Source organism: Chryseobacterium defluvii (assembly GCF_003634775.1).
GTDB classification, from domain to species: domain Bacteria; phylum Bacteroidota; class Bacteroidia; order Flavobacteriales; family Weeksellaceae; genus Chryseobacterium; species Chryseobacterium defluvii.
In genome coordinates this window covers 1-23,973 of sequence record NZ_RBXB01000004.1, presented here as the reverse complement: position 1 = coordinate 23,973, position 23,973 = coordinate 1, and the positions used below count along the sequence as shown (strand labels likewise).

The 23,973-nt window shown below is 37.6% G+C and carries 21 protein-coding genes; 9 read left to right on the top strand and 12 right to left on the bottom strand.

Features of this window, described 5'->3' with window-relative positions:
• The first annotated feature begins 63 nt into the window (after positions 1 to 63).
• Entirely contained in the window at positions 64 to 585 is a 522-nt protein-coding gene (locus tag BCF58_RS16540) for an NAD(P)H-dependent oxidoreductase (RefSeq protein ID WP_121462951.1), read from the top strand.
• A gap of 3 nt (positions 586 to 588) precedes the next feature.
• Complete coding sequence (locus BCF58_RS16535; protein ID WP_121462950.1) at positions 589 to 2,472, top strand: monovalent cation:proton antiporter-2 (CPA2) family protein; 1,884 nt, start codon at positions 589 to 591, stop codon at positions 2,470 to 2,472.
• A 3-nt stretch (positions 2,473 to 2,475) separates the two neighbouring features.
• On the opposite strand, the gene BCF58_RS16530 is transcribed toward BCF58_RS16535, so the two are convergent.
• Complete coding sequence (locus tag BCF58_RS16530) at positions 2,476 to 3,288, bottom strand: head GIN domain-containing protein (protein ID WP_121462949.1); 813 nt, start codon at positions 3,286 to 3,288, stop codon at positions 2,476 to 2,478.
• Between the two features lie 58 nt (positions 3,289 to 3,346).
• On the opposite strand from BCF58_RS16530, the gene BCF58_RS16525 reads away from it, so the two are divergent.
• Both BCF58_RS16525 and BCF58_RS16520 read left to right on the top strand, forming a co-directional pair.
• Positions 3,347 to 5,488, top strand: coding sequence for a M3 family metallopeptidase (locus BCF58_RS16525; RefSeq protein WP_121462948.1), 2,142 nt, complete (start codon positions 3,347 to 3,349; stop codon positions 5,486 to 5,488).
• 101 nt (positions 5,489 to 5,589) lie between these two features.
• Positions 5,590 to 5,967, top strand: coding sequence for a YchJ family protein (locus tag BCF58_RS16520; RefSeq protein WP_121462947.1), 378 nt, complete (start codon positions 5,590 to 5,592; stop codon positions 5,965 to 5,967).
• Between the two features lie 54 nt (positions 5,968 to 6,021).
• Here the strand turns inward: BCF58_RS16520 and BCF58_RS16515 are convergent, their stop codons facing one another.
• The 4 genes from BCF58_RS16515 to BCF58_RS16500 form a co-directional block, all read right to left on the bottom strand.
• Positions 6,022 to 6,522, bottom strand: a complete 501-nt coding sequence (locus BCF58_RS16515; RefSeq protein ID WP_121462946.1) for an FKBP-type peptidyl-prolyl cis-trans isomerase — start codon at positions 6,520 to 6,522, stop codon at positions 6,022 to 6,024.
• Between the two features lie 120 nt (positions 6,523 to 6,642).
• The gene (locus tag BCF58_RS16510; protein WP_121462945.1) at positions 6,643 to 6,882 is read right to left on the bottom strand and encodes a VF530 family protein; all 240 of its coding nucleotides are present in this window, start codon (positions 6,880 to 6,882) and stop codon (positions 6,643 to 6,645) included.
• Positions 6,883 to 6,965: 83 nt separating this feature from the next.
• The gene (locus BCF58_RS16505; RefSeq protein WP_121462944.1) at positions 6,966 to 7,991 is read right to left on the bottom strand and encodes an LLM class flavin-dependent oxidoreductase; all 1,026 of its coding nucleotides are present in this window, start codon (positions 7,989 to 7,991) and stop codon (positions 6,966 to 6,968) included.
• Between the two features lie 116 nt (positions 7,992 to 8,107).
• The gene (locus BCF58_RS16500) at positions 8,108 to 10,246 is read right to left on the bottom strand and encodes a S9 family peptidase (RefSeq protein ID WP_121463061.1); all 2,139 of its coding nucleotides are present in this window, start codon (positions 10,244 to 10,246) and stop codon (positions 8,108 to 8,110) included.
• 271 nt (positions 10,247 to 10,517) lie between these two features.
• Between BCF58_RS16500 and BCF58_RS16495 the strand changes: the two genes are divergently transcribed.
• Both BCF58_RS16495 and ygiD read left to right on the top strand, forming a co-directional pair.
• Positions 10,518 to 11,030 carry a YceI family protein gene (locus tag BCF58_RS16495; protein WP_121462943.1) on the top strand — a complete coding sequence of 171 codons (513 nt, stop codon included), beginning with the start codon at positions 10,518 to 10,520 and terminating at the stop codon, positions 11,028 to 11,030.
• A 77-nt stretch (positions 11,031 to 11,107) separates the two neighbouring features.
• Entirely contained in the window at positions 11,108 to 11,935 is an 828-nt protein-coding gene (gene ygiD / locus BCF58_RS16490) for a 4,5-DOPA-extradiol-dioxygenase (RefSeq protein ID WP_121462942.1), read from the top strand.
• Positions 11,936 to 11,985: 50 nt separating this feature from the next.
• On the opposite strand, the gene BCF58_RS16485 is transcribed toward ygiD, so the two are convergent.
• The 4 genes from BCF58_RS16485 to hutH form a co-directional block, all read right to left on the bottom strand.
• Positions 11,986 to 12,255, bottom strand: a complete 270-nt coding sequence (locus BCF58_RS16485; RefSeq protein ID WP_121462941.1) for a hypothetical protein — start codon at positions 12,253 to 12,255, stop codon at positions 11,986 to 11,988.
• Between the two features lie 282 nt (positions 12,256 to 12,537).
• The gene (locus BCF58_RS16480; protein ID WP_121462940.1) at positions 12,538 to 14,046 is read right to left on the bottom strand and encodes a S8 family peptidase; all 1,509 of its coding nucleotides are present in this window, start codon (positions 14,044 to 14,046) and stop codon (positions 12,538 to 12,540) included.
• Positions 14,047 to 14,158: 112 nt separating this feature from the next.
• Positions 14,159 to 14,605: a GNAT family N-acetyltransferase gene (locus BCF58_RS16475; RefSeq protein WP_121462939.1), complete on the bottom strand. Its 447-nt coding sequence runs from the start codon at positions 14,603 to 14,605 to the stop codon at positions 14,159 to 14,161.
• A 57-nt stretch (positions 14,606 to 14,662) separates the two neighbouring features.
• Positions 14,663 to 16,150, bottom strand: a complete 1,488-nt coding sequence (gene hutH / locus BCF58_RS16470; protein ID WP_121462938.1) for a histidine ammonia-lyase — start codon at positions 16,148 to 16,150, stop codon at positions 14,663 to 14,665.
• Between the two features lie 131 nt (positions 16,151 to 16,281).
• Between hutH and BCF58_RS16465 the strand changes: the two genes are divergently transcribed.
• Together BCF58_RS16465 and uvrC are read left to right on the top strand one after the other, a co-directional pair.
• Positions 16,282 to 17,046, top strand: coding sequence for a hypothetical protein (locus BCF58_RS16465; protein ID WP_121462937.1), 765 nt, complete (start codon positions 16,282 to 16,284; stop codon positions 17,044 to 17,046).
• A gap of 87 nt (positions 17,047 to 17,133) precedes the next feature.
• Positions 17,134 to 18,930 carry an excinuclease ABC subunit UvrC gene (gene uvrC, locus BCF58_RS16460; RefSeq protein ID WP_121462936.1) on the top strand — a complete coding sequence of 599 codons (1,797 nt, stop codon included), beginning with the start codon at positions 17,134 to 17,136 and terminating at the stop codon, positions 18,928 to 18,930.
• A 55-nt stretch (positions 18,931 to 18,985) separates the two neighbouring features.
• Here uvrC and BCF58_RS16455 read toward each other — a convergent pair whose 3' ends face one another.
• Genes BCF58_RS16455 through BCF58_RS16445 form a run of 3 tightly spaced genes read right to left on the bottom strand, consistent with a single transcriptional unit; the run spans position 18,986 to position 21,763 of the window.
• The gene (locus tag BCF58_RS16455) at positions 18,986 to 19,756 is read right to left on the bottom strand and encodes a hypothetical protein (RefSeq protein WP_121462935.1); all 771 of its coding nucleotides are present in this window, start codon (positions 19,754 to 19,756) and stop codon (positions 18,986 to 18,988) included.
• Positions 19,757 to 19,790: 34 nt separating this feature from the next.
• Positions 19,791 to 20,873, bottom strand: coding sequence for a putative type IX sorting system protein PorV2 (locus BCF58_RS16450; protein WP_121462934.1), 1,083 nt, complete (start codon positions 20,871 to 20,873; stop codon positions 19,791 to 19,793).
• 11 nt (positions 20,874 to 20,884) lie between these two features.
• Positions 20,885 to 21,763, bottom strand: coding sequence for a DMT family transporter (locus BCF58_RS16445; RefSeq protein ID WP_121462933.1), 879 nt, complete (start codon positions 21,761 to 21,763; stop codon positions 20,885 to 20,887).
• Between the two features lie 383 nt (positions 21,764 to 22,146).
• Between BCF58_RS16445 and BCF58_RS16440 the strand changes: the two genes are divergently transcribed.
• Complete coding sequence (locus tag BCF58_RS16440; RefSeq protein ID WP_121462932.1) at positions 22,147 to 23,775, top strand: acyl-CoA carboxylase subunit beta; 1,629 nt, start codon at positions 22,147 to 22,149, stop codon at positions 23,773 to 23,775.
• The last annotated feature ends 198 nt before the right edge of the window (positions 23,776 to 23,973 follow it).

The window sequence follows — 23,973 nt, the reverse complement described above, 5'->3', positions numbered from 1 at the left end:
CAACAGGCTATATTCTATGGCATATCCGGCAAAAATTTATTAAATTTACTGAAAACAGGTTTCATGAAAAAGACGTTGGTGATTTTTGCACACCCTTATCTGGAACACTCCAATTCGAATGTAGAACTCATCAATTTCTATGTTCGTCATCAGCATTACACGCTCAGAGACCTGTATGAAGAGTATCCGGATTTTCATATTGCCGCCTTCAGAGAAAGAAAACGCCTGAAAAATTACGACCGTTTCATTTTCCAGTTTCCGATCATCTGGTTCGGAATGCCTCCCTTATTAAGATTATGGATTGATGAAGTTTTCGACCGGGATTGGCTGAAGGAAGGAGAATATAACCCCCTACAGGGAAAAGAGGTTTATATTCTGGTCACCACCGGCGGAAAGGAAAGATCGTTCAGCAAAACCGGAACTTACCAGTATACCATCGAAGAGCTGATCAGTGGATTGATTGTTTCTTTACGTGTTTTCAAAGCTGATATCAAGCTTATCAAGGTGGTGTATGAAGCCAATAAACTCACCAAAAAAGAAATCATTAAACATAAGCAGGAATTTATGGAAATTCTTAATCAATAGCCTATGGAACCTACGTTAGCCATGAACACCCTCCTTTTCCTGGGCGTAGCCATTATTATGGTCCCGCTGGCCAGGAAATTCGGTTTAAGTTCCGTTATTGGGTATATTGCGGGAGGAATTATTATTGGTCCTTATGTTCTCAGGCTTACAGGAAAGGATGTGGATGATATTATGCACGCCAGTGAATTTGGGGTAATTATGCTTTTATTCTTAGTAGGGCTAGAGCTGGAACCCCGAAAGTTCTGGGAGATGCGGAAAAAGATTGTAGGATTAGGGCTTACCCAAATGCTTCTTACCATTGCCTTGCTTTTTCTTGTTTTCATGACAGCCGGATGGCGGCTTGATAAAGCTATTGCTATTGCTATATGTTTCGCATTGTCTTCCACCGCTATTGTTTTGCAGACTTTGCAGGAAAAAAATTATCTGAAAACCACAGCCGGAGAAGCTTCGTTTTCCACCTTGCTGTTTCAGGATATCGCCGTAATACCGATTCTCGCTATTTTACCGATCATTGCTAATTATAAGGCAACCCATCACAATAATGAAATACAGGTCCTTATTCAAACCCTTCCGGAATGGCTACAGGCTGTAACGGTAATTATGGGGGTGGTTCTTTTAATTTTACTGGGACGATATGTTTTTGTTCCATTTTTAAGGTATGTTTCAAAGTCGGGTATGACGGAATTGTTAACTGCGTCTTCCCTGTTTTTGGTGATCGGAGTTTCAGAGCTCATGATAGTGATCGGATTATCCCCAGCCTTAGGAGCTTTCCTGGCAGGAGTTATGCTGGCCAACAGTGAATTCCGGCATGAACTGGAGGCCCAGATCGATCCTTTTAAAGGCTTATTATTAGCCGTGTTCTTCGTAAGTGTTGGTTCAACAATGAATTTCAGCGTTATCCAGCAGGACCCCTTATTTATTTTCAGTACTGTATTTGCTGTTCTACTCATAAAATTTATCGTTTTGTTTGCCATCGGAAGATTTTTCCGTATTGATACCCCACAAAGCTTATTTTATGCTTTTGCGCTCTCTCAGGTTGGGGAATTTGCTTTTGTTTTGATCAATTATGCATCCAGTCTTTATCTTTTAAACCCCGAACTAAATGCTCAGATGATGGCAGTAACAGCTATTACCATGTGTATTACTCCTTTTCTGCTGATTATCAATGACAAAATTATAACTCCAAGATTTATTAAAGATATTCCGGATGAAAGCCAAGATTTTAATATTCTGGATAGCAACGTCAGCCAAAAGAAAATTATTATTGTCGGTTTCGGGCATTTTGGAAGTACGGTCGGACGTTTATTAAGAGCTAATAAAATATCGGCTACTGTTTTGGACAGGGACTCGGACCGGGTAAAATTATTAAGAAGTTATGGCTTTAAAGTCTATTATGGTGATGCTACAAGAATTCCCATTCTGAGGGCGGCAGGAATTGAAGACGCTGAAGTTTTGGTGCTTTGCCTGGACGATCCGGATGATAATAAATTCATTGCAGATATAGTCCGTGAACATTATCCTAAGGTGAAAATCTTCGTGAGAGCAAAAAACAGGATTGATGCGTACGGCTATCTCAATAACGGTATCAATAATGTGTACCGTGAGACATTGGGAACAGCAGTGGATATGGCTGTTGACGTTTTGCATGAAACCGGAATGCGAAAATACGCAGCAAGACGTCTTGGACAGAGGTTCATGGCAATCGATAAGGCCTCTATCAGAAGACTGGCAAAAACTAAAGATAATGATGATGAAATCCTATTATTTACCACAAAAGAAATCCTCCAGCGTGAAGAGGAATTATTGGCCTATGATAATATAAATTTTGAAAATAAAAACTGGGAAGGATCCTCATCCGCAGATGAAGAAGATGAGGAGCCCAATTAATCTTTATTGAACAGTTACACTTCCGCCACTGCTTTCGTTTTTCGTAACATTCGTAACATTCCCTTTTTTATAGGCATTTACACTCCCTCCTGACGAGGCTTCCGCATCTATTTTTGAAGTAACACTTATTTCAACACTTGCTCCGCTTGATGCTTCAGCTATCACATTCTCTGCTGTTACTTCCCGGGCAGAAATACTACTTCCGGAAGAAGAACTTATATCCGCATTTTTGGCTTTTCCGGACATTGTAACGCTTGCGGCCGAAGAAGCGTCCGCATCTAAATCCACCGCCCAGATCTTACCTTCAAAATTTCCGCTGCTATCAACTGAGATATCAAAGTCATTGGCTTCCATATCGCCAGTGATTTTTGCAGCGCTGGAAATTTCAATATTTGTTTTTTCCTGGGTGAATTTATCTTTTACTACAATATTTGCAGCAGAGTTGGCTATAAGTTTTGAGAAATCTTTTGTATATATTTTTGCAGTCACTCTGTGGTTATTCATGACTCTTATTCCCGTTTTATAATGAATATGCAATTTTCCGCCATCATTATCCACCAGAATTTCGTCAATGATATTTTCAGGAGCGGAAATCACCACTCTCTCTTTATCCGATTTTACAATTTCAGCTTCAATAGATTGAGAAACCTCAATTTCATCAAAATCACCATTGAATTCTTTCTCTTTAATGGGACCGTGATCTTTATTGGTAACCTGGTCTACCCAATTATTGTTTTTTTCTCTTCTTTCCTGTTTTTCGTTACAAGAGGCTAATAATGCTACAGCTGAAAAAATAAAAAGAGTTGTTGGTTTCATGTTTACTGTTTTAATAAGTTAAGTTTTAATATCTTTATACTTTAATAACAACTAATTTATGAAAAATATTTCATCAGTATTGTTAATTTCCGCTTTGGCATTCAATTACTCTTGTACTACAATGAAAAAAAATGATACTCAACAGGAGATTCCTGTACCGGATTCATCATTATCCTCCAATCCTTTTATGAAAAAAAGCACGCTTCAGTATGAAGCTCCGGAGTTTGATAAAATCAAGGATGAACATTTCAAACCGGCTTTTGATTTCGGATTAAAACAGCATGATGCTGAAATTTTAAAAATTGCAAATAACCCTGCAACTCCTACCTTTGAAAATACAATTGTAGCACTGGAAAAAAGTGGTGAAGTATTCAAAAGGGCCATTATCGTTTTCTCTAATTTAACCAGCGCCAATACAAATCCTACATTACAGGCATTGGATGAAGAATATGCTCCTGTTTTTGCTGCCCATTCGGATAAAATGTACCTGAATGAAAATCTTTACCAAAGAATAAAATCAATTAAAGAAACCGGCCTGGATGCCGAAAGCAAAAGGCTATTACAATTTTATAAACAGAATTTCGAAATTGCGGGAGCCAACCTGTCTTCTGCAGATAAAGAGAAGTTGAAGCAGATTAATCAGGAAATGGCTTCTCTTTCCACCCAATATTCCAATAAACTTTTGGAAGCAAGAAAACAAGGGGGCGTGTTCTTTTCAGACGTGAAAGAGTTGGACGGACTCTCTGCCGATGAAATTGCAGCTGCAGCAACAGATGCCAAAAATGCAGGGCAGCCCGGAAAATATCTTCTTACGTTACAGAATACAACTCAACAGCCTTTATTGCAAAATCTTAAAAACAGGACAACAAGGGAAAAATTATTTAAGGCTTCCTGGTTAAGAGCTGAAAAAAGTGATGGAAATGATACCAGAGAAACAATTGAAAAGCTAGCCAAGCTCAGATTAAAAAAAGCTCAGATTTTAGGCAAGAAAAATTTTGCGGAATGGAAGCTTCAGGATCAGATGGCTAAAACCCCTGAAGCAGCTGTAAAACTGATGAACCAGATTGCAACTCCCGCTGTGGAAACAGCAAGACGTGAAGCTAAAGACATTCAGGACCTGATCGATCAGCAAAAAGGTGGCTTTAAAGTAGAACCTTGGGACTGGAATTTCTATGCGGAGCAGGTAAGAAAAGCAAAGTATGATCTTGACGAGAACCAGATTAAACCCTATTTCGAGGTAACAACCGTATTGGAAAAAGGTGTTTTCTATGCTGCAGAAAAGTTCTATGGAATTACTTTCAAAAAGAGAACAGATTTACCTGTTTATCATCCTGAAGTAGTAGCGTATGAAGTTTTCGACCATGATGGTAAATCTATTGCTATTTACTATTTGGATTTCTATACCAGAGATTCTAAAAATGGGGGTGCATGGATGAGTAATTTTGTGGAGCAATCCTATTTATTGGGAACCAAGCCTGTAATCGTTAATTGTTTCAATTACCAAAAACCGGCTCCTGGTAAACCTTCATTAATTAGCTATGATGATGTTTCTACAATGTTCCATGAATTCGGACATTCTATTCACGGGATGTTTGCAAGCCAGCAATATCCTTCTCTTTCGGGAACCAGTGTTCCGAGAGATTTCGTAGAGTTCCCTTCTCAGATCAACGAGCACTGGGCTTTAGATCCGATCATTTTAAAAAATTACGCTGTTCATTATGAAACCAAGCAGCCTATTCCACAAACTCTGGTTGATAAAATTAAAAAAGCAGCAACTTTCAATCAGGGGTATATGACAACAGAATTGGTTTCTGCCGCTGCCTTGGATATGGACTGGCATACTGTTACCAGTGAGAACCAATTAATTCCCGTTCTGGATTTTGAAAAACAATCTTTGACAAACCACGGCTTTACCTTGGCAACTGTACCTCCAAGATATCATACTCCTTATTTTGCTCATATTTGGGGCGGCGGATATTCAGCAGGATATTATGCTTATTTATGGTCTGAAACACTGGATAATGACGCCTGGGAATGGATTAAGAATAATGGTGGCTTGACAAGAGAAAATGGTGACCGTTTCAGAAAATATATTCTTTCCGTAGGAAATTCAGTGGATCTGAACCAGGCATTCAGAGACTTTACGGGACATGACCCGGATATCAAACCATTGTTAAGAAGCAGAGGATTTATAAAATAATATATTAGAAGCATTCATATGGAATGCTTCTTTTTTTATCAAAATAAATTCCAATTCAATTTTTTTTGAGATTTTTGTGGTTGACAATTTAAAAATATAGAATGGACTGTCCTTGTTGCTCAGGAAAATTATACGAAGATTGCTGTAAACCTTATCACACCGGAGAAAAGCATGCTCCGACCGCCGAAGCATTGATGCGTTCAAGGTTTTCCGCCTTTGCCATACCCAATGGTGAATACTTAATGGACACTACCCTTCCGGGAAAGCGAAAATTTCATCATAAGGCTGATCTTCAGGAATGGGGTGAGATCAATGAGTGGACAAGGCTGGAAATCGTACAGACACCGGCCCTGAATCAGGTTGAATTTAAAGCATATTATACCGATCAGAACGGGAGCTCACAGCTTCACCATGAATTTTCCATTTTTCAGAAAATGCATGACCGGTGGTATTATGTTTCAGGTGAATTTATGGAGTAATCATGAAATACTTGTGAAAATAAAAAATGTCCGATAAAATCGGACATTTATATTTTAGTGAGCATCGGTTCCGTCAATTCCGTGAGCATGGCCATGTGCCAGTTCTTCTGCTGTTGCCGGACGTGTGTTCAAAACTTCTACCTGGAAATCCAGAACTTTTCCTGCCATTGGATGGTTAAGATCCGCTACTACAGCTTCGTCTGTTACTTCCACTACAATTGCCTGAAAATTATTCCCCTGATTATCGGATAGAGGTAAAATAGCTCCTACAGGCGGAGTTCCGGCTTCCTTGAACATATCGATAGGTAATTGCGCCAAAGCATCCGGCTGTCTTTCGCCATACGCTTCTTCAGGCTGAATTGTAAAAGCTGCTTTATCACCAGCTTTCAAACCAAGGATATTTTGTTCAAATTTTGGGATCATCATTCCCACACCGTATAAAAATGTAAGAGGATTTTCTGCCGTTGTTTCTTCTACAAGAACTTTACTTCCATCTTCTTCAATTATATGAAGAATGTAGCTTACTGCTACAACATGATTGTTTTCAATTGTCATTTTTTTCTTTTTTGTCGTGATGCTTTTTCACGATTAACGGCACAAATATACTATTTTTAAATGAGCGATTTGGAAAAACACCAAGGAAGAGTCTTAAAGCCATATTCCGGTCGTTTTTTCTTATTTTTCGTTTCTTTTTTTCTGCCTTAGAACATAGAGGTATAAGCTTTCCACTTTTTCTCTTGCCCAAGGAGTCTTTCTAAGAAATTTCAATGATGAGTTTATGCTTGGATTATCTGTAAAGCATCGGATTTTAATCTGCTCACCCAGTTTTTCAAATCCATTATAATATTCTACCAGTTCTTCAAGAATGGCATCCAGTCGTTTTCCGTGTAGCGGATCTTTGGAAGGCTGCTGCATGTTATTTTTTTGTAAAATTAAGGGAATAATTATGAAATATAAAATAAACCCCCTTCGCTGAACTTCAGCGAAGGGGGTTTATCTTATAGATCTTTTACGACCGGTTTTACTTCTTTTCCAAACAGTTCGATAGATTTCATCATACTATCATGGGCCGGATCACCTACATCCATGTGTCCTATAAATCTTGTAATTCCGAAGATTTCTTTCATATAGGCTATTTTTTCAGCAACTTCAGCCGGATTTCCGATAAACAGTGCCCCGTCTTTACTCCTTCCTCCATCATACTGCATTTTAGTGTAAGGAGCCCAACCTCTTGAAGAACCAATTCTGTCCATCTGGGATTTGTAAGTATGGAAATACCCTTCAATTATTTCCGGATCATTGCTTACAAATGTATGAGAATGAATAGCTATCTGCATATCAGCAACATCATGTCCTGCTTTTTTATATTCCTGCTTATAAAACTCAATTAAATTCCTAAACTGGATCGGCATTCCCCCAATAATAGCCACCACTAAAGGCATTCCTAACTGCGCGGCGTTAAGGACAGATTGAGGGGTTCCCCCAACAGCTCTCCAGATGGATAATTTCCCGGCATTTTTTGCCCTTGGATACACAGTTTGATTTTGCATCGGAGCACGAAGCTTTCCTGACCATGAAACATTTTCTTCTGAATTTATTTTTAATAATAAGTCCAGTTTTTCGTCAAAAAGCTCTTCATAATCATTCAGTGAATAGCCATATAAGGGAAAAGATTCTATAAAGCTTCCCCGTCCTACGAAGACTTCCGCACGGCCGTCAGAAATCAAATCCAATGTTGAAAAATCTTCATAGACTTTTACCGGCTCGGATGAGCTTAAAACCGTTACACCGCTTGCCAGCTTTATATTTTTAGTGATACTGGCGGCAGCTGCCAATACCATTTCAGGAGATGAAACAGCATAATCCGCACGATGGTGCTCTCCCATTGCAAATACATCAATTCCCACCTCATCCATTAGCTTTACCTGCTCAAGGATCTCACGGATTTTCACTCCTGCATCTCTATATTTTCCGGTTGTCTGGTCGAAAGCCAAATCGCCAAACATTCCTATTCCTAATTCCATATTTCTGATTTTTAGATATACAAAATTACAAGAACCAAATTTCAAATACATTGATGAATGATAAGAACCATCTTGGGGTTGAAAGAAGAAATCCAGCCTTAAAGGCCGGATTCTTGTTATTTCTTCAGATATTGATCAAAATAATCTGTTACTTTCTGCATCAGATGCACTCTGTCTTTCCCGATCACATTATGCGGATGTCCCGGATACATAAAATAATCTAACTGGATTCCGTTATCTACAGCCGATTTCAGGAACTTCACCGAATGCTGCCAAACGACTACATCATCCTGTGCCCCATGAATCATCAATAATTTTCCTTTCAAATTCTGAACTTTATCCAAAAGATTGGCTGCTGCATACCCTTGTGGGTTTTCCTGCGGTGTATCCATATATCTTTCCCCATACATGATTTCGTACATTTTCCAGTCGATAACAGGTCCTCCCGCAACGCCTACTTTGAAAACTTCCGGATGACGAAGCATGAAACTTGTCGTCATAAAACCCCCAAAGCTCCACCCGTGAATACCCATTCTCTCTGCATCTACATAAGGAAGAGATTTTAAATAATCTACTCCTTTCATCTGATCATTCATTTCTGTGGTTCCTAAGTTCCTGAAAACGGCCTGTTCAAATTTCATCCCCCGGTTGGCAGAACCTCTACCGTCCATCGTAAAGATAATATATCCGTTTTGGGCCATATATTCATACCAAAGATTTCCTGAAGCCGGGAACGTGTTTGTTACTAACTGCAAATGCGGTCCGTTGTACAGATAGACAATAACCGGATATTTTTTATTGGAATCAAAATCTGTCGGAAGAATAATTTTCCCATACAAAGGCGTTCCGTCGTCAGCTTTTAAGCTTACGTTTTTAATCTCCGGTCTCTGATATTTTTTTAACGGGTTCTCAGAGGTAAGAATGGTATTTGTTTTAAAGGTATTGGTATTGATGATATTGACAATTCTTGGGGTGTCCGCATTGCTATATGCATCATACAGATAATTTCCGTCACTGCTTAAAATCCCCGTATGCACCCCTTCTGCATTGTCCAGTCTCTGCATCTTGAAATTCGCCCAGTTGATTTTATATAAATGTCTTTCCAGTGGAGTTTCTTTAGTAGAAGCAAAATAGATTTCTTTCTTCTTTTCATTAAATCCTAGAATATCAGTAACCAACCAGTCTCCTTTGGTGATTTGGGAAACCAATCCTTTTTCAAGGCTGTAGTGAAATAAATGGTTATATCCTGTTCTTTGACTCTGCCAAATAAAATCTGTATTGGAATTCGGGAAGAAAACCAACGGATGTTGTGGTTCTACATATTTGCTATCGGTTTCTTCAAAGATGGTTTTGATGAAATTCCCTGTAGCCGCATCGTACTGATTCATTTTCAGATGATTCTGTCCTCTGTTTAAAACTCCCACAAAAATATATTTTGAATCCGGGCTCCAGGTAATTGCCGTTAAATACTGGTCTTTCTCGCCATCTATCTTCAAAAATGTCGTCGTTTGATTTTTAATATCGAAAACACCAAGGGTAACTTCATGGGAAGTTTGCCCCGCCATCGGATATTTTATATTATGATTTACCGCCGGAGTTACAGACCAGTCGATTATCGGGTAGTCTGCTACCATCGTCTGATCCATTCTGTAGAAAGCTACACTTGCTGAATTGGGAGCCGGAAAAATTCCGCCCTCGATACCAAATTCATTTCTGTGAACCGCTTGTCCGTTGATGATATTCTCGTTCGAATCATTCGTTACAGCAATGGTTTTACCACTTCTGTTCACGTATAGATTGTTCTTTACGGTATAAGCAAATGTCTGATTATCTTCAAATACTTTTACGTTGGCTGCTTCACTTTCTACAGAAACCGCATTTTTGATTTTCCAGTCAGCTCCGGATTTCTCTACCCAAAACATCTGGTTATTGGCATTGAAATATCCCTGAGATCCATTAATGAATTTGATCTGAGGTACTGCTTTTAGCTTTTTATCTGTAAAATGCTTATTCAGCTGCATAAGAGATACCAAAGTATCCTGCTTATTGGATTTAAGGTCCGTAATCAAATACCCTCCCTTTACTGACTGGATGTAAGATTTACCATCTCCTGTCCATGCAAACTGAGAAATATTCTTCACTGCCAAATTGCTTCTGAGTCCATTAACCGCTTCAGCCATTGTAAATTTTTGAGTCTGGGCAAAAACCGATCCACCCCAAACCAGCATTAATAAAGAAAGTCTATATAGTTTCATTGCATAAAATTGAATCCACCAAAAATAAGAAATAAAAATCATCCGTTAAGAAAATGTTAAAATAAAACATTTATAAATGAGAATAATTCCTTAACTTACTATCAGCTTTTGTTAAAAAGTATGATTTATTAATTTGAGGACAGGAAGCAAACGTTTTTTTTAACATAGAGGATGGATTTGATGAATATTTTATTTCTTATCCTAAATCAATGTTTTGTGGCTGTGTGATAGCCTACATTTGCATTATCAATAACAATAAAAAATAAATACAATGGCAACAAAATGGAATTTAGATCCTACGCATAGTGAAATCACATTCAAAGTAAAACACATGATGATTTCTAACGTAAAAGGAAGCTTCAGAAATTTCAATGCGGAAATTGAAGCAGAAGATGATTCTTTCACAAACGCTAAAACTACCGCAACCATCCAAACCGATTCTGTTTTCACTAACAATACGGACAGAGATAATCATTTAAAATCGGCTGAATTCTTCAATGCTGAGGCTCACCCTACCATTACTTTCGAATCTCAGGCTTTGCAGGATAAAATTACCGGTAACCTTACGATCAACGGAATTACTCATTCTATAACATTGGAGGTAGACTTTGGGGGTATCAACAAGGATCCTTGGGGAAATACAAAAGCAGGGTTTTCTTTTGAAGGAAAAATCAACAGAAAAGATTTCGGACTGAACTGGAATGCAGCTCTTGAAGCAGGAGGTGTAATGGTAAGTGATGAGGTAAAAGTTGCCGGAGAATTACAGTTCGTAAAACAAGCATAATTCTTAACATTCATATGAAAAGGTTCAGGGATTTCTAAAGCCTTGAGCCTTTTTTATTTTTAAATCAATTCAATATCATGAACCTCAACGATTTACAAAACATCAGCAGTCAGTTTAAGAATACACAGAGAATGCCTGTTTTATTTCTTGGGCATGGTTCACCTATGAATGCCATTGAAGAAAATCAATTTGTACAGGGGTTCAGGAAAGCGGCACAGGAAATCCCTAAGCCGAGTGCTATTTTGTGTATTTCTGCCCATTGGTATACTCAGGGGACATTTGTAACAGCTATGGATATGCCGAAAACCATCCATGATTTTTACGGCTTTCCGAAAGCTTTGTTTGACGTTCAGTATCCTGCTCCCGGAGATCCGAAACTGGCAGCGGAAACAGCTGAGCTTTTAGCGCCTGTTGCGGTGAAAGAAGATCATAATTGGGGGTTGGACCATGGAGCATGGTCTGTAATCAGGCATATGTATCCCAACGCAGACATTCCTGTAATTCAATTGAGCATTGATTACACGAAACCTCCGCAATATCATTTTGATCTAGCAAAAAAACTGACTTTACTTCGGGAAAAGGGCATTTTGATTATTGGAAGTGGAAATATAGTTCATAATTTAAGATTAATAGACTGGCAAAATATCAATACGGTAGGAGCCGGCTGGGATTGGGCGATTGAGGCACGGGAGAAAACCAACAACTGGCTTCTTGATGGAGATTTCCAGCATATCATTGATTATCAAAAACAGGGAACATTTTTACAATATGCCGTTCCTACTCCTGATCATTACCTGCCTTTGATCTATACATTAGGTTTAAAAGACCAATCAGAAAGTCTGACACTGTTTAATGACGAGCTGATAGGCGGCTCTCTGAGTATGACGAGTGTGAGAATAGGATAATAAAAAACCGGAAGATCGTATCTTCCAGTTTTTTATAAGTAAAATGTTGATTAAATTCTGTGAATAGAAACAACATGTGGCTGACCATTAATTGGTTTATAAATTTCCACAATGGCTTCCCAAACCACATCTGCAGGTGGCATTGACGCTATGCATCTGTAACGGTAGTTAGTTCCGTTTACCAATTGTGTAGATACCTGTTCAGGAGTATACTTTACCCCTACAAATCCATTCATTGCTTCATCAAATACTTTTTGATCTTCCGGTGTAAGAGCGTGGTACTTTGTCCAGCCTCCTACTACTAATTCTTGTGTTGACATGATTATTATTTTGTATTTAGTTCCTACTCATATGGCCTTTCGGAAATATGCCCCGTTTTATAATGGTTTCTGGTCTCCATGACTATTATTGTATATCGTTTTACTCAAGTATTCTTTGTAATTACATGACAAAGTTATTATAGACGAAACAGATATATAAGAGTATTTATACTTATTTTTCTCTGTAAGTATAATCACTTAAGGAACAGAATTAAAATAATCATTCCTCAGTGTAAGCTGAGGAATGATCTTATTGTGAACGAATGAAAATAGTTTAAATCTTTACTGTACAGCCTGTAATACATTAATATTTCCGTATCCATAATCTGAACTAGGAGTCGGATAATACGTGGCAGACTGTCTCATTTTATTCAACACCTGTTCCCTGGTCCAGGATGGATTTTTAGACCATACTAAAGCTGCAATTCCAGCAGTAGAAGCAGTAGCCACAGAGGAACCTCCCACATAATCAGCCTGTGCATTATAATAACTTAAAACAGGAATTGAACTTCCTGAAGTTCTTTCCATCTGATATGTAAAATCAATTTCCGCTCCGGAATGGCAGACATCACATTTCTGATTGGAAGTATTTTCTTTTACCCCTGTCACCGCTTGTGTTTCAGGCATCCATGCCGGGAAAATCACGCCGGCAAAATTGGTAAAACTGGTAGACGTTCCTCCCGCACAGAAAATAAGTTTTCCTTTGGAATACGCATATTTTACGGCATCTTCAATTTTTCCGACCGAAAAAATATGGCCCATCGACATGGAGATGATTTTTACATTCGGATTATTCGCTAGTTCTGTAAATGCTATTTTCACTCCGTTCTGCTCATGATAGCCATCCAAAACAACATTAGAAGCTGCTCTATAGGTAATAAGGCTCGCATTATAAGCTACTCCTACGGGTTGCCCAAGATTATTTCTCGGTGCAGCCATTGCGGAAGCCATTTTCGTTCCGTGTCCACATTTATCACTTGCTCCGTCATAGCCTGTACTCCATGGCCAAACAGAATCAACGTATACTCCTTTTTTTGTGATTGTTCTTCCTGATGAGGAACCATTATTAAAACTGTTGCCTAATAAGCTTTGTTCAGACGATACTCCGGTATCCACCAGCCCGATTGTAATCCCAGTTCCTGTACTGTAGCTCCAGGCGCTTGTAATATTATGTTTATAGAATGACCACGGAGCTTTTGCATTAGGCGTTACGGTTGTATAATCTGCCGCATTTAAAGCTGTAGACTCAAATCCGCATCCGGATGAACTGCCGCTGGATTTTGCCACGCTTCCGTTTACATTATTTTCAATATCGAAATAACGGTAATCTGCAGGTTCCAAGTAGCGGATGTTTTTCATTTGGCGTAAAGCTATGATCGTCTCCTGCTTTTCAATAATCACGTCTATTTGATTAAGAAACTGATCGGAATTCAATACAAGCCTGTCCTGTTTCCCTTCATACTTTTTGATGACATCCAGAACTTCATTTTGAACAGCTTCATTATCCGGAGAAAGACTTCGGTCAAAATCTTCCCGTGAAGAGCCAAAGCCTATGGAAGCTACTTTATTCCCCCGGAAGACGGCGCTCCACAGAAGATAATCGGATGCTCCGCTCCATGCAAAGGAACCTGTGCTTTTAATAGACTGATTGATTTCAGCATTGATCTGCTTTTCCGTTAAAGGATCTTTTTGGGTCACAGCAATTTCAGGTGACTCATTTTGGATTTCATCCCTGGAACATGAGCCCAGGATAAAGAATACCATGAGAAGGTAGAATACATTTCTTTTCATATAAAATAATATTTTTGATTGGTACTACCAAGATATCACTTTACATTGAAAAACAGACCGTTAAAAATCAGATCATCTTTACATTTATTATGTCAAAAATAACATTCTTCAATTACAATACCTTCTCAAAGCAAACACTGTTTTCGATCCCTATATATTGCCCGTAATTAGGAATCCTTTGATATCCGTTCTTTTCATAAAGAGCAATGGCTTCCGGCTGTTTTATGCCTGTTTCCAATACACTCTTTCCATACCCCGATTCTTTCGCCCAAACTTCTAGTTCATGCAGAATCTTGGAGGCCAATCCCAGATTTCTTTTCTGAGGATCGGTATACATTCTTTTGATCTCCACGCTATCTTCGGAAAATGGTTTAAAAGCACCGCACGCGACAGCTTCACCATCCAGGTAAGCTACAACACAGTTTTTTAATGCATCAATGGTATTGAACTGGTGATAAAAGGCATGATCATCACCATCCCGGACAGCAAGATCCGCATCTAAGAATTGTACCAGGTTCTGAAAATCAGCATCTGAAGAATCTATTCTTTTTAAGATCATTGTTTCTTGTTTTAAATATAAAAAGCTTCCAATGGAAGCTTTTTATGATATAATCTATTAATTAACTATAAACTTTCTCTCATTGATTAGTTCTGCAATTGCAAGCATATCTTTTCCGATCAGTCTGTCATCTTCCAACTTAGCCACTTTAGAACGTAGAATTGCAAAATTCTCTTCAATAATTTTTGAACATTTAGCAGGTCTTCTGAATTCCAGTCCCTGTGCTGCAAACATCAGCTCAACGGATAAAATATTCACTAAATTCCCAAGTACCTGATTGAATTTTCTTCCTGAAATGCTGCCCATAGAGACATGATCTTCCTGTCCCAAACTCGTAGGAATAGAATCCGCTGATGCCGGGAAACATAATGTTTTATTTTCTGTTACCAATGCGGCAGAAGTATATTGGGGAATCATAAACCCTGAATTCAATCCTGAGCTTTCCGTTAATAATCTTGGAAGACCATACTTGCCTTCCAGTAATAAATAACTTCTTCGGTCTGAAATATTTCCTAATTCAGCCGCCGCCAGTGTTGCATAATCTAAAGGCAGAGCCATTAACTGACCATGGAAATTCCCTCCTGAGATAGATTCTTCTGCACTCAGAACAATCGGATTATCTGTTACGGAATTCAGTTCCGTCTCCGCCATACTTTTAAGATGGTCAAAAGCGTTTCTGCTTGCTCCGTGAACCTGTGGAACGCATCGCATAGAATATGGATCCTGAACCCTTTCACAATCTTCATGGGCTTTCATATTTTCCGAGTTCTTCAAAAATTTAAGCATTCTTGCCGCCACTTTTTTACTCCCCGCAAAAGGCCTGATTTCATGCAGCTCTTTTTTGAATGGGCTTGCAGAGCCCCTGTATGCCTCAAGACTCATAGCAGCTGTCATATCTGCCAAGTCTAATAAATATTCAAATTTCTCTAGTCCTTTAATCGCATGAGCTAAAATAAATTGCGTTCCGTTGATTAATCCCAGCCCTTCTTTGGGTCCTAATGTAAGAGGCATTAATTTATTTTTCTTTAGAACTTTTGCGGTTTCTTCCACTTTATCACCATCCCAAACCTGTCCTAATCCCAAAAGAGGCAATACCAAATGGGCCAAAGGGGCCAAATCTCCTGAAGCTCCTACTGAACCTTGTTCCGGAACTACAGGAATAATGTCTTTTTCAAGCATCAAAATCAATCTCTCGATCACATCGAGGGAAACTCCTGAAAATCCTTTTGATAATGCATGCACTTTAGCTATCATCATGATTTTCGAAAGCTCTTTATCAATAGGTTTTCCTACCCCAACAGCATGAGAGATAATCAGGTTATATTGAAGCTGGGCCGTTTCATCGGCTGAGATTTTAGTATCACAAAGAGGTCCGAATCCTGTGTTGATTCCATATACACATTGATCGGACTCCACTATTTTCTTTACGTTCTTCTGAGATTTTAAGATTTGATCTTTTGCAGCCTTATTAAGTTTTGCTTTCCCCGGATTTTTACAAATTTCCAACACATCATGAAAGCTGAAAATATCTATACCATATATCATTGCTAAAATTTTGCTTAAAATTACGCATTTAACAATAATTGTAAAAGCTAAATTTCAGGGGTGAAATATTTTTACGAAACAAGCAATTTAATTTATTATTTTTACCGTTCTAACAAAAAAAATTATAAACTATGAAACTTAAAGTTTTACTGCTTATGTTTTGCTTTACAAGTACCCTGTCTTTTGCTCAGGACAAAATAAAGTACTCTAAAGAAGACATTAAAAAAATGGAAACCTACCTGTTTAATGAAGGTTTTTCCTCTCCCTCACCAAAGAAAACATCAACGATCATTTTAAAGGACGGGTCTACTCATAAAGGATTTTGCAGTGATATCGACACAAAAAAAGGGCAAATCTATGCCATTTCCATCAAAGACAGCATTACTAAAAAAGCTGTGACTTTCAATGCCGATGAGGTAAGTGAAATGTATGTATTCCCAAGCAACATCGAGAAAATTGCAAAAGTGGCTAAATACATGGGGAACATCAGAAATTTTGGCACTAAAAAATTGACGAAGAATACGACCAATGACCGTATCCATTTTATCAATCAAACTGTTTCTCTAAAGAATAAAAAAGAGGATAAGGAATTTTTGATGCAATTGATCAATCCCGAATTCAGTGATGTTATTTCCGTATACTATGATCCTTTTGCCAAAGAAACCGGGGGATTCTCCGTCATGGGTTCTCCACAGTTAGGAGGAGGGGTGATCAAGTCTTATTATGTGAAAAAGGGTGATCAGATTATTTGGCTTCATAAGGATGATTTTGAAGACAACTATGATTTCCTTTTCGGAGATAATGCGGAATTTGTGAAAAAATATCCTAAAAATTCTGTAAAATGGGATTACTTCAGCTTCCTGATCAGTGAATATACCCAACTGAACAATGGATAGTCATATCTATATAAAAATATAAAGCTGTAGAATTCTACGGCTTTTTTTATTCTTTTAAATCACAGGAGGATTCCGTAATTTTGTTATATGAATCCTTCTTTAGAACTACAACTCAAAACTTTGCCTTCAGAACCCGGCGTTTATCGTTATTATGATAAAAATGATCAGCTATTGTATGTCGGGAAAGCCAAAAACCTAAAGAAAAGGGTACTTTCCTATTTCAATAAAAACCTTTCAGGATACAGGATCAAAATAATGGTCGGTAAAATCCAACGATTGGAAACTACCATTGTGAACAGTGAGTATGATGCTCTTTTATTGGAAAACAATCTTATTAAGGAACATCAGCCGTTTTATAACGTCATGCTGAAAGATGATAAGACCTATCCTTGGATTTGTATTAAAAATGAGGAATTTCCGAGGATCTTTCTGACCCGGAATGTGATTAAGGACGGATCCGAATATTATGGGCCTTATGCCAAAGTACGGCCTGCAAAGATTTTACTGGATACTATTAAACATATCTACAAACTCAGAACCTGTAATTTAAATCTTGCCCCTACTAAAATTGATGAAGGAAAATATAAAGTCTGTCTAGAATATCATATTAAAAACTGCGCCGGACCCTGTGAAGGTTTGGAAAGTAAACAAGATTATGATGAAAAGATTGATGCGATCCGTGGAATCATCAAAGGGGATTTCCGTAAAGCTAAAGATTATCTGGTGAACCAGATGATGAAGTATGCTTCCAATCTTCAATTTGAAGATGCACAGATCGTTAAAGAAAGGCTGGATATTCTTGAGGATTATCAGGCTAAAAACACGGTTGTAAATCCAAACATAGACGATGTGGATGTTTTCGGAATGACCAGTGATGAAACAGCTGCTTACGTTAATTTCTTTAAAATCCGAAACGGTAATATCATTCAGAGTTTTACTACAGAAATTAAGAAGGTTATTGAAGAAACAGATGAAGATATTATGGAAGAAGCACTGATTGAAATCCGTCAGAAATTCGCTTCCGATTCCAAAGAAGTATTGCTTCCGTTCCATTTATCTGTAGAAATTCCGAATGTGAAGCTTATCGTTCCCAAAGTGGGAGACAAAAAAAGGATCGTTGAGCTTTCTGAAAAGAATGCGAAGGAATACCGTCTTGAAAAATTAAAGCAGGTACAAATTGTTGATCCGGAAAGGCATACCAACAGAATTATGGCAGAAATGCAAAAATTACTGAGAATGCCTGTAGAGCCCAGACATATTGAAGGATTCGACAACTCCAATATTCAGGGAACCAATCCTGTCTCCGCATGTGTTGTATTCAAAGACGGAAAGCCGAGCAAATCGGATTACAGAATCTTTCATCCCAAAACGGTTGAAGGCCCCAATGATTTTGCCACTATGGAAGAAGTCATTTATCGCCGCTATAAGAGAATGCTCGACGAAGGAGAAAATCTTCCACATCTGATCTTGATTGATGGTGGTAAAGGACAACTATCTTCTGCTGTTAAAAGCCTGAAATTATTAGGCCTGTATGGAAAAATCACTATTATCGGTATTGCCAAAAGGCTGGAAGAAATCTATTTTCCGGAAGATTCCATTCCTTTGTATATTGATAAAAAATCCGAAACGTTAAAAATACTCCAAAGAGTCCGGGATGAAGCTCACCGTTTTGGGGTGAAGCATCACAGAACCCGAAGAAAAAATTCTACTATTAAATCTGAACTGGAAGAAATTCCGGGTGTCGGAGGAAAAACTATAGAACTTCTATTGTCTAAGCTGAAGTCTGTAAAAAGGATTAAAGAATCCAGTTTGGAAACATTAGAAGAAATTCTGGGGAAAAGTAAAGCGAAGATAATTTATGAGTTTTTCAATAACGACAAATAATACCTATAAAAAAAGCTCTCATAATGAGAGCTTTTAATTTATTATATTTTGAATATTATTTTCCGGAAAAGACTTCTTTTGAGTATTCACCATTAGCTTGAGGAAGCTCAATAATAATATTTTTCCCTTCAAAATAACCGATGGTAGAATCCCCATTGGCCAGTTTCACCCTGAAAACATCTTTCTTGGCAGTAGCTCTAAAGGTTGCAAAAGGAACAGAACTATTGGAATCTGCAAGAATAAACTGATTGGCATCTATTTGTATCTTTTGTAGATCAAGCTTTCCATTACTGTATCTTTTGGCTTTTTTCTCAACAGGAGAAACGGATGCGGTGGTGGTTGAAGCTGGAGCAACAGAAGTAACTTCCTTAACTTCATTTACCACTGCCAGTTGAGTAGTTGTTGTTCCCATATCCACAGGACTTGAAACCGGAACACTTACTAAAGACTGCTGTAACGCTTCATTATATCCCCCTACAAATTCTTTGATATTGGAACTTCCTTTAGAAGACAACACAACTTTATCATTACAATCTTTAAATTGTAACAAGACTTTATTTCTCAGTAAACTGCTGTCATTAAGGACATCTGCATTAATAACTGAACATTGATTATCTTTTAATTCAGATGGCCAATCGCGTTTATCTCCTTTAATAACAATATATTTTTTCCCTTTTAAGGATTTTTTCAGGAATGCTTCCAATCCGTAATCATCCTTAAAGTCTGTAAACTTTTCAGGAACAGCAACATATTTATAATCGGAAACTTTTTGTCCGTATGTCATGATCAGGCAAAAAGTTGATATGATGATTGATATCCTTTTCATTTTGAATAATATTTAAGTATAGGGCAAATATAGATTAATCATTTCTAAACATGCCCATATCCAGTTTAAGAGAGAAGAAATTAGAATAAAAATTTGATCCGCCTATCCCGGAATTAGTGATCGCATAATCTAACGTAAGCCCTCTATATCTGATGCCGATACCAGCGCTTGGCTGGAAAGAGACTTTTCTTTTTAAATCTTCTATATCTGTGATCGACTGGAATCTGTTGATCCCCAATCTTACGAAAATCATTTTCTGATATCCCAGTTCAGCTCCGGCATAAGGCGTAATACTGGCAAAATCTGTTGAAATAAGAGCCGCTGTTTTCGCGAAGTCTATATTTAATCCCGCTTCAGGAAGTACATATACACTACTGTTGATTTCAAATAATTTACTAGCTCCTACATTAAGCTTAGGCATAGTTAATTCCATTTTATCTTTTGGAGCAGGGTTGAATTCTTCACCATTCACTACAGTAGAGAGCTCATCCTGGTTAATGCTCCAGAAATTGACAGTCGTAGTAGCGTCACGAAGCATCCCTCCGAATTTCCATCCGTTATCACCTTTATAAATGGCACCTACATCAAAACCAAATCCATAACCACTTGCAAATTTTCCAACATTTCTATAAACAATCTTAGCATTTATCCCTACATCCAGTTTTGGATTTCCACCTGGATTAAAAGCATAAGAAAGTATAGCAGCATAATCAGATTGAGAAAATTTGGTAATCTTATCATAATCAATATTCCCTTCAGAATCAATCATCTGGGTCGTATTTAAGATATTATCAATTCCTAATCTCACAATGGAGACTCCAAAAACACCGGTCTCCAGCACTTTTGCATATGCCAGATAATCATATTTTGCTATAGACTCAAAATATTCGGCGTGCATAGCAGCTCCTTGCCAGTCTTTTTCAATGGCCATTAATCCCGCAGGGTTCCACATTGGAGAATATACGTCATCCTGATTGGAAATCACGGCACCCCCCATACCCAAACCTCTGGCTCCTGCTCCGATATTTAAAAATTCATTGGAATATTTTCTGATAATCTGAGATTGTAAAAATCCAAATAATAAAGAAAATACAACTAAAAGATATTTTTTCATCATATAATTGATGCTTAATTTAAGGTTTTTTGTTTTTTAGCTTTTATTAATCCATTGGCAATAATTGCCAGTATCATTACTCCTGAAGCTATATAAAATATAGGACTCATATGCTCTGATTCTCCAAAGATAAAAAAAGCTAGTATAATTCCGTAAACTGGTTCTAAATTAACTGTTAAAATTAGTGTGAAAGGCGAAATGTACTTCATCAGTTTCACCGATTCCAGCATTGGAAAAGCTGTGAAAACACTTGCTAACAAGCATATTAACGCTAAATCCCGGTAGTTTATTTCATTCATTTGAAAAATTTGCCCTGTAAATGAATAAAATATCAATAAAATAAACCATCCACAGAAAATTTCATAAAAAATAATATTTCCTGAACTCGTTTTTCCAAACATCTTCCCATTAAAAACCGAAAAAATAGTCCCGAATACGGCACACAAAATTCCGTATAAAATCCCCTCTTTATATTGGAACTCCGTTTTAAAGATCAATAAAATACATGCTACGATCACTACTCCCATAACCACCTCTGAAAGATCTATTTTACGCTTAAAAATAACAGGTTCCAGTATGGAAGCAAATAGAGTGGATAACGACAAGCAGCTTAATGCTATAGAGACATTTGAAACTTTTATCGAATAAAAAAAACAGTACCAGTGAAGAGCCATGGCAATACCAATAGCTGCCAATTGGAAAAATATTTTTTTAGAAACCTTAATGCTCTCTTTTTTATAAATTCTTATGAATATAAATAAGAAAACTGCCGCGAACAACATTCTGTAGAATACCAGAATCTGAGCATTGGCATGAATCAATTTTCCTAAAATTGCAGTAAACCCCCACAAAAAAACAATCAAATGCAACCTGAAAAGTGCTAATTTATGCATACCTCTAACTCTTTGAATTCTAACAGGCAAATTTACAAATAGGTTTTACAATACCTAAAAAAAATGTATGATAATATGAAAGTTATAAACAGCTTTATATACGGGAAAAATAAGTTAACAAAAAACCCTGAAAGTTTGTTCAACTTTCAGGGCCTTCAAATAATAAACTATTAAAAAAATAAACTAGGAACTTAGAGTATTTATATAGAGAATATAATCCCTATTACTCTGATGTAAAGTTAGAAAAAATATCAATTATTTAAAAATATTTTTTTGTTAAAAATTTCACAAATTTCTGAGAACCAATAATTTAAACAACCGTTTTAATTCGATTCAAATTCCTTATAAAAATAGTATCTTTAGGCGTAAAAAATTGAAATTGTATGGACATTGAATTCAACAAACGAGAAGATCAAAACAGATTAAAATTATCAGAAATTAATCGTTTACTTGCTGACATCAAAAAGGGAGGTGGAGAAAAAAGACTTCAGAAGCTACGTGAAGAAGGGAAAATGACGGCAAGAGAAAGAATTGAATATCTTCTCGACAAAGATTCTGATTCCATAGAAATCGGAGCATTTGCCGGTTTCGAAATGTATAAAGAACATGGTGGCTGCCCCAGTGGTGGTGTCGTTGTAGTAATGGGCTATATTTCAGGAAGACAATGTATTGTTGTTGCCAATGACGCATCGGTAAAAGCAGGAGCTTGGTTTCCCATTACCGGAAAGAAAAACCTGAGGGCTCAGGAAATTGCCATGGAAAACAGGTTGCCTATTATCTACCTGGTAGACTCTGCAGGGGTTTATCTGCCTATGCAGGATGAAATTTTCCCTGATAAGGAACATTTTGGAAGAATCTTCAGAAACAATGCTAAAATGAGCTCTATGGGGATTCTTCAGATTTCCGCAGTAATGGGGAGCTGTGTAGCCGGAGGAGCTTATTTACCTATTATGAGTGATGAAGCCATGATTGTTGATAAAACCGGATCTATTTTTTTGGCCGGAAGTTATTTAGTTAAAGCTGCAATCGGAGAAACTATAGATAATGAAACTCTTGGCGGAGCCACAACGCACTGTTCCATCTCCGGAGTTACAGATTATAAAGCCAAAGATGATAAAGATGCTCTGGATAGAATTAAAAACATCATGAAATCTGTTGGAAGCACTGAAAAAGCGGGTTTCGACAGAATTGAAAGTTTCCCGCCAAAAGAAAATCCCGATCATATTTTTGGAATTATGCCGGCTTCTAGAACCGAGCAATATGATACCTGCGAAATTATCAAATGCCTGGTTGATAATTCCGAATACGAAGAATATAAACCTGATTATGGCAAAAGTATTATTTGTGCCACCGCCAGAATCGACGGCTGGTCTGTGGGAATTGTAGCCAATCAGAGAAAACTCGTAAAAAGCGGTAAGGGGGAAATGCAGTTCGGAGGAGTGATCTATTCTGATTCTGCAGATAAAGCAACACGATTTATTGCCAATTGCAACCAAAGAAAAATACCCTTGGTCTTTTTACAGGACGTAACGGGTTTCATGGTAGGATCAAAGTCTGAACATGGAGGCATTATAAAGGATGGAGCTAAAATGGTAAATGCCGTTTCCAATTCTGTTGTCCCTAAGTTTACAATTATTACTGGAAACTCCTATGGAGCCGGGAATTATGCAATGTGTGGAAAAGCTTATGATCCCCGATTAATTGTAGCATGGCCCTGGGCAGATCTGGCGGTAATGGGTGGAACACAAGCTGCTAAAGTTTTAGCCCAGATTCAGGAATCTACGCTGAAAAAGCAAGGAAAAGAAATTTCCGAAGAAGAGCATAATGAAATCTTAGATACCATTTCTAAAAGATATCAAAAGCAAACAGAAGCTACCTATGCAGCGGCAAGGCTCTGGACAGACGCTATCATTAGCCCGGTGGATACCAGAAAATGGATTTCTATGGGTATTGAAGCAGCAAATCATTCGCCGATAACAGAAAAGTTTAACCTGGGAGTTATCCAGGTATAAATGTTTACAACAAATACAAATAACAATAAAAGGTGTGAAAATCTTCACACCTTTTATTTTCTAACTATCTGGTAAATAAAACAATTGTCAGTCATAGTCATATATATGGATATAAAACAAAAAAACCTCACACATTACTGTATGAGGTTTAAAAATAAAAACTGGCGGTGACCTACTCTCCCGCTTTCGCAGTACCAT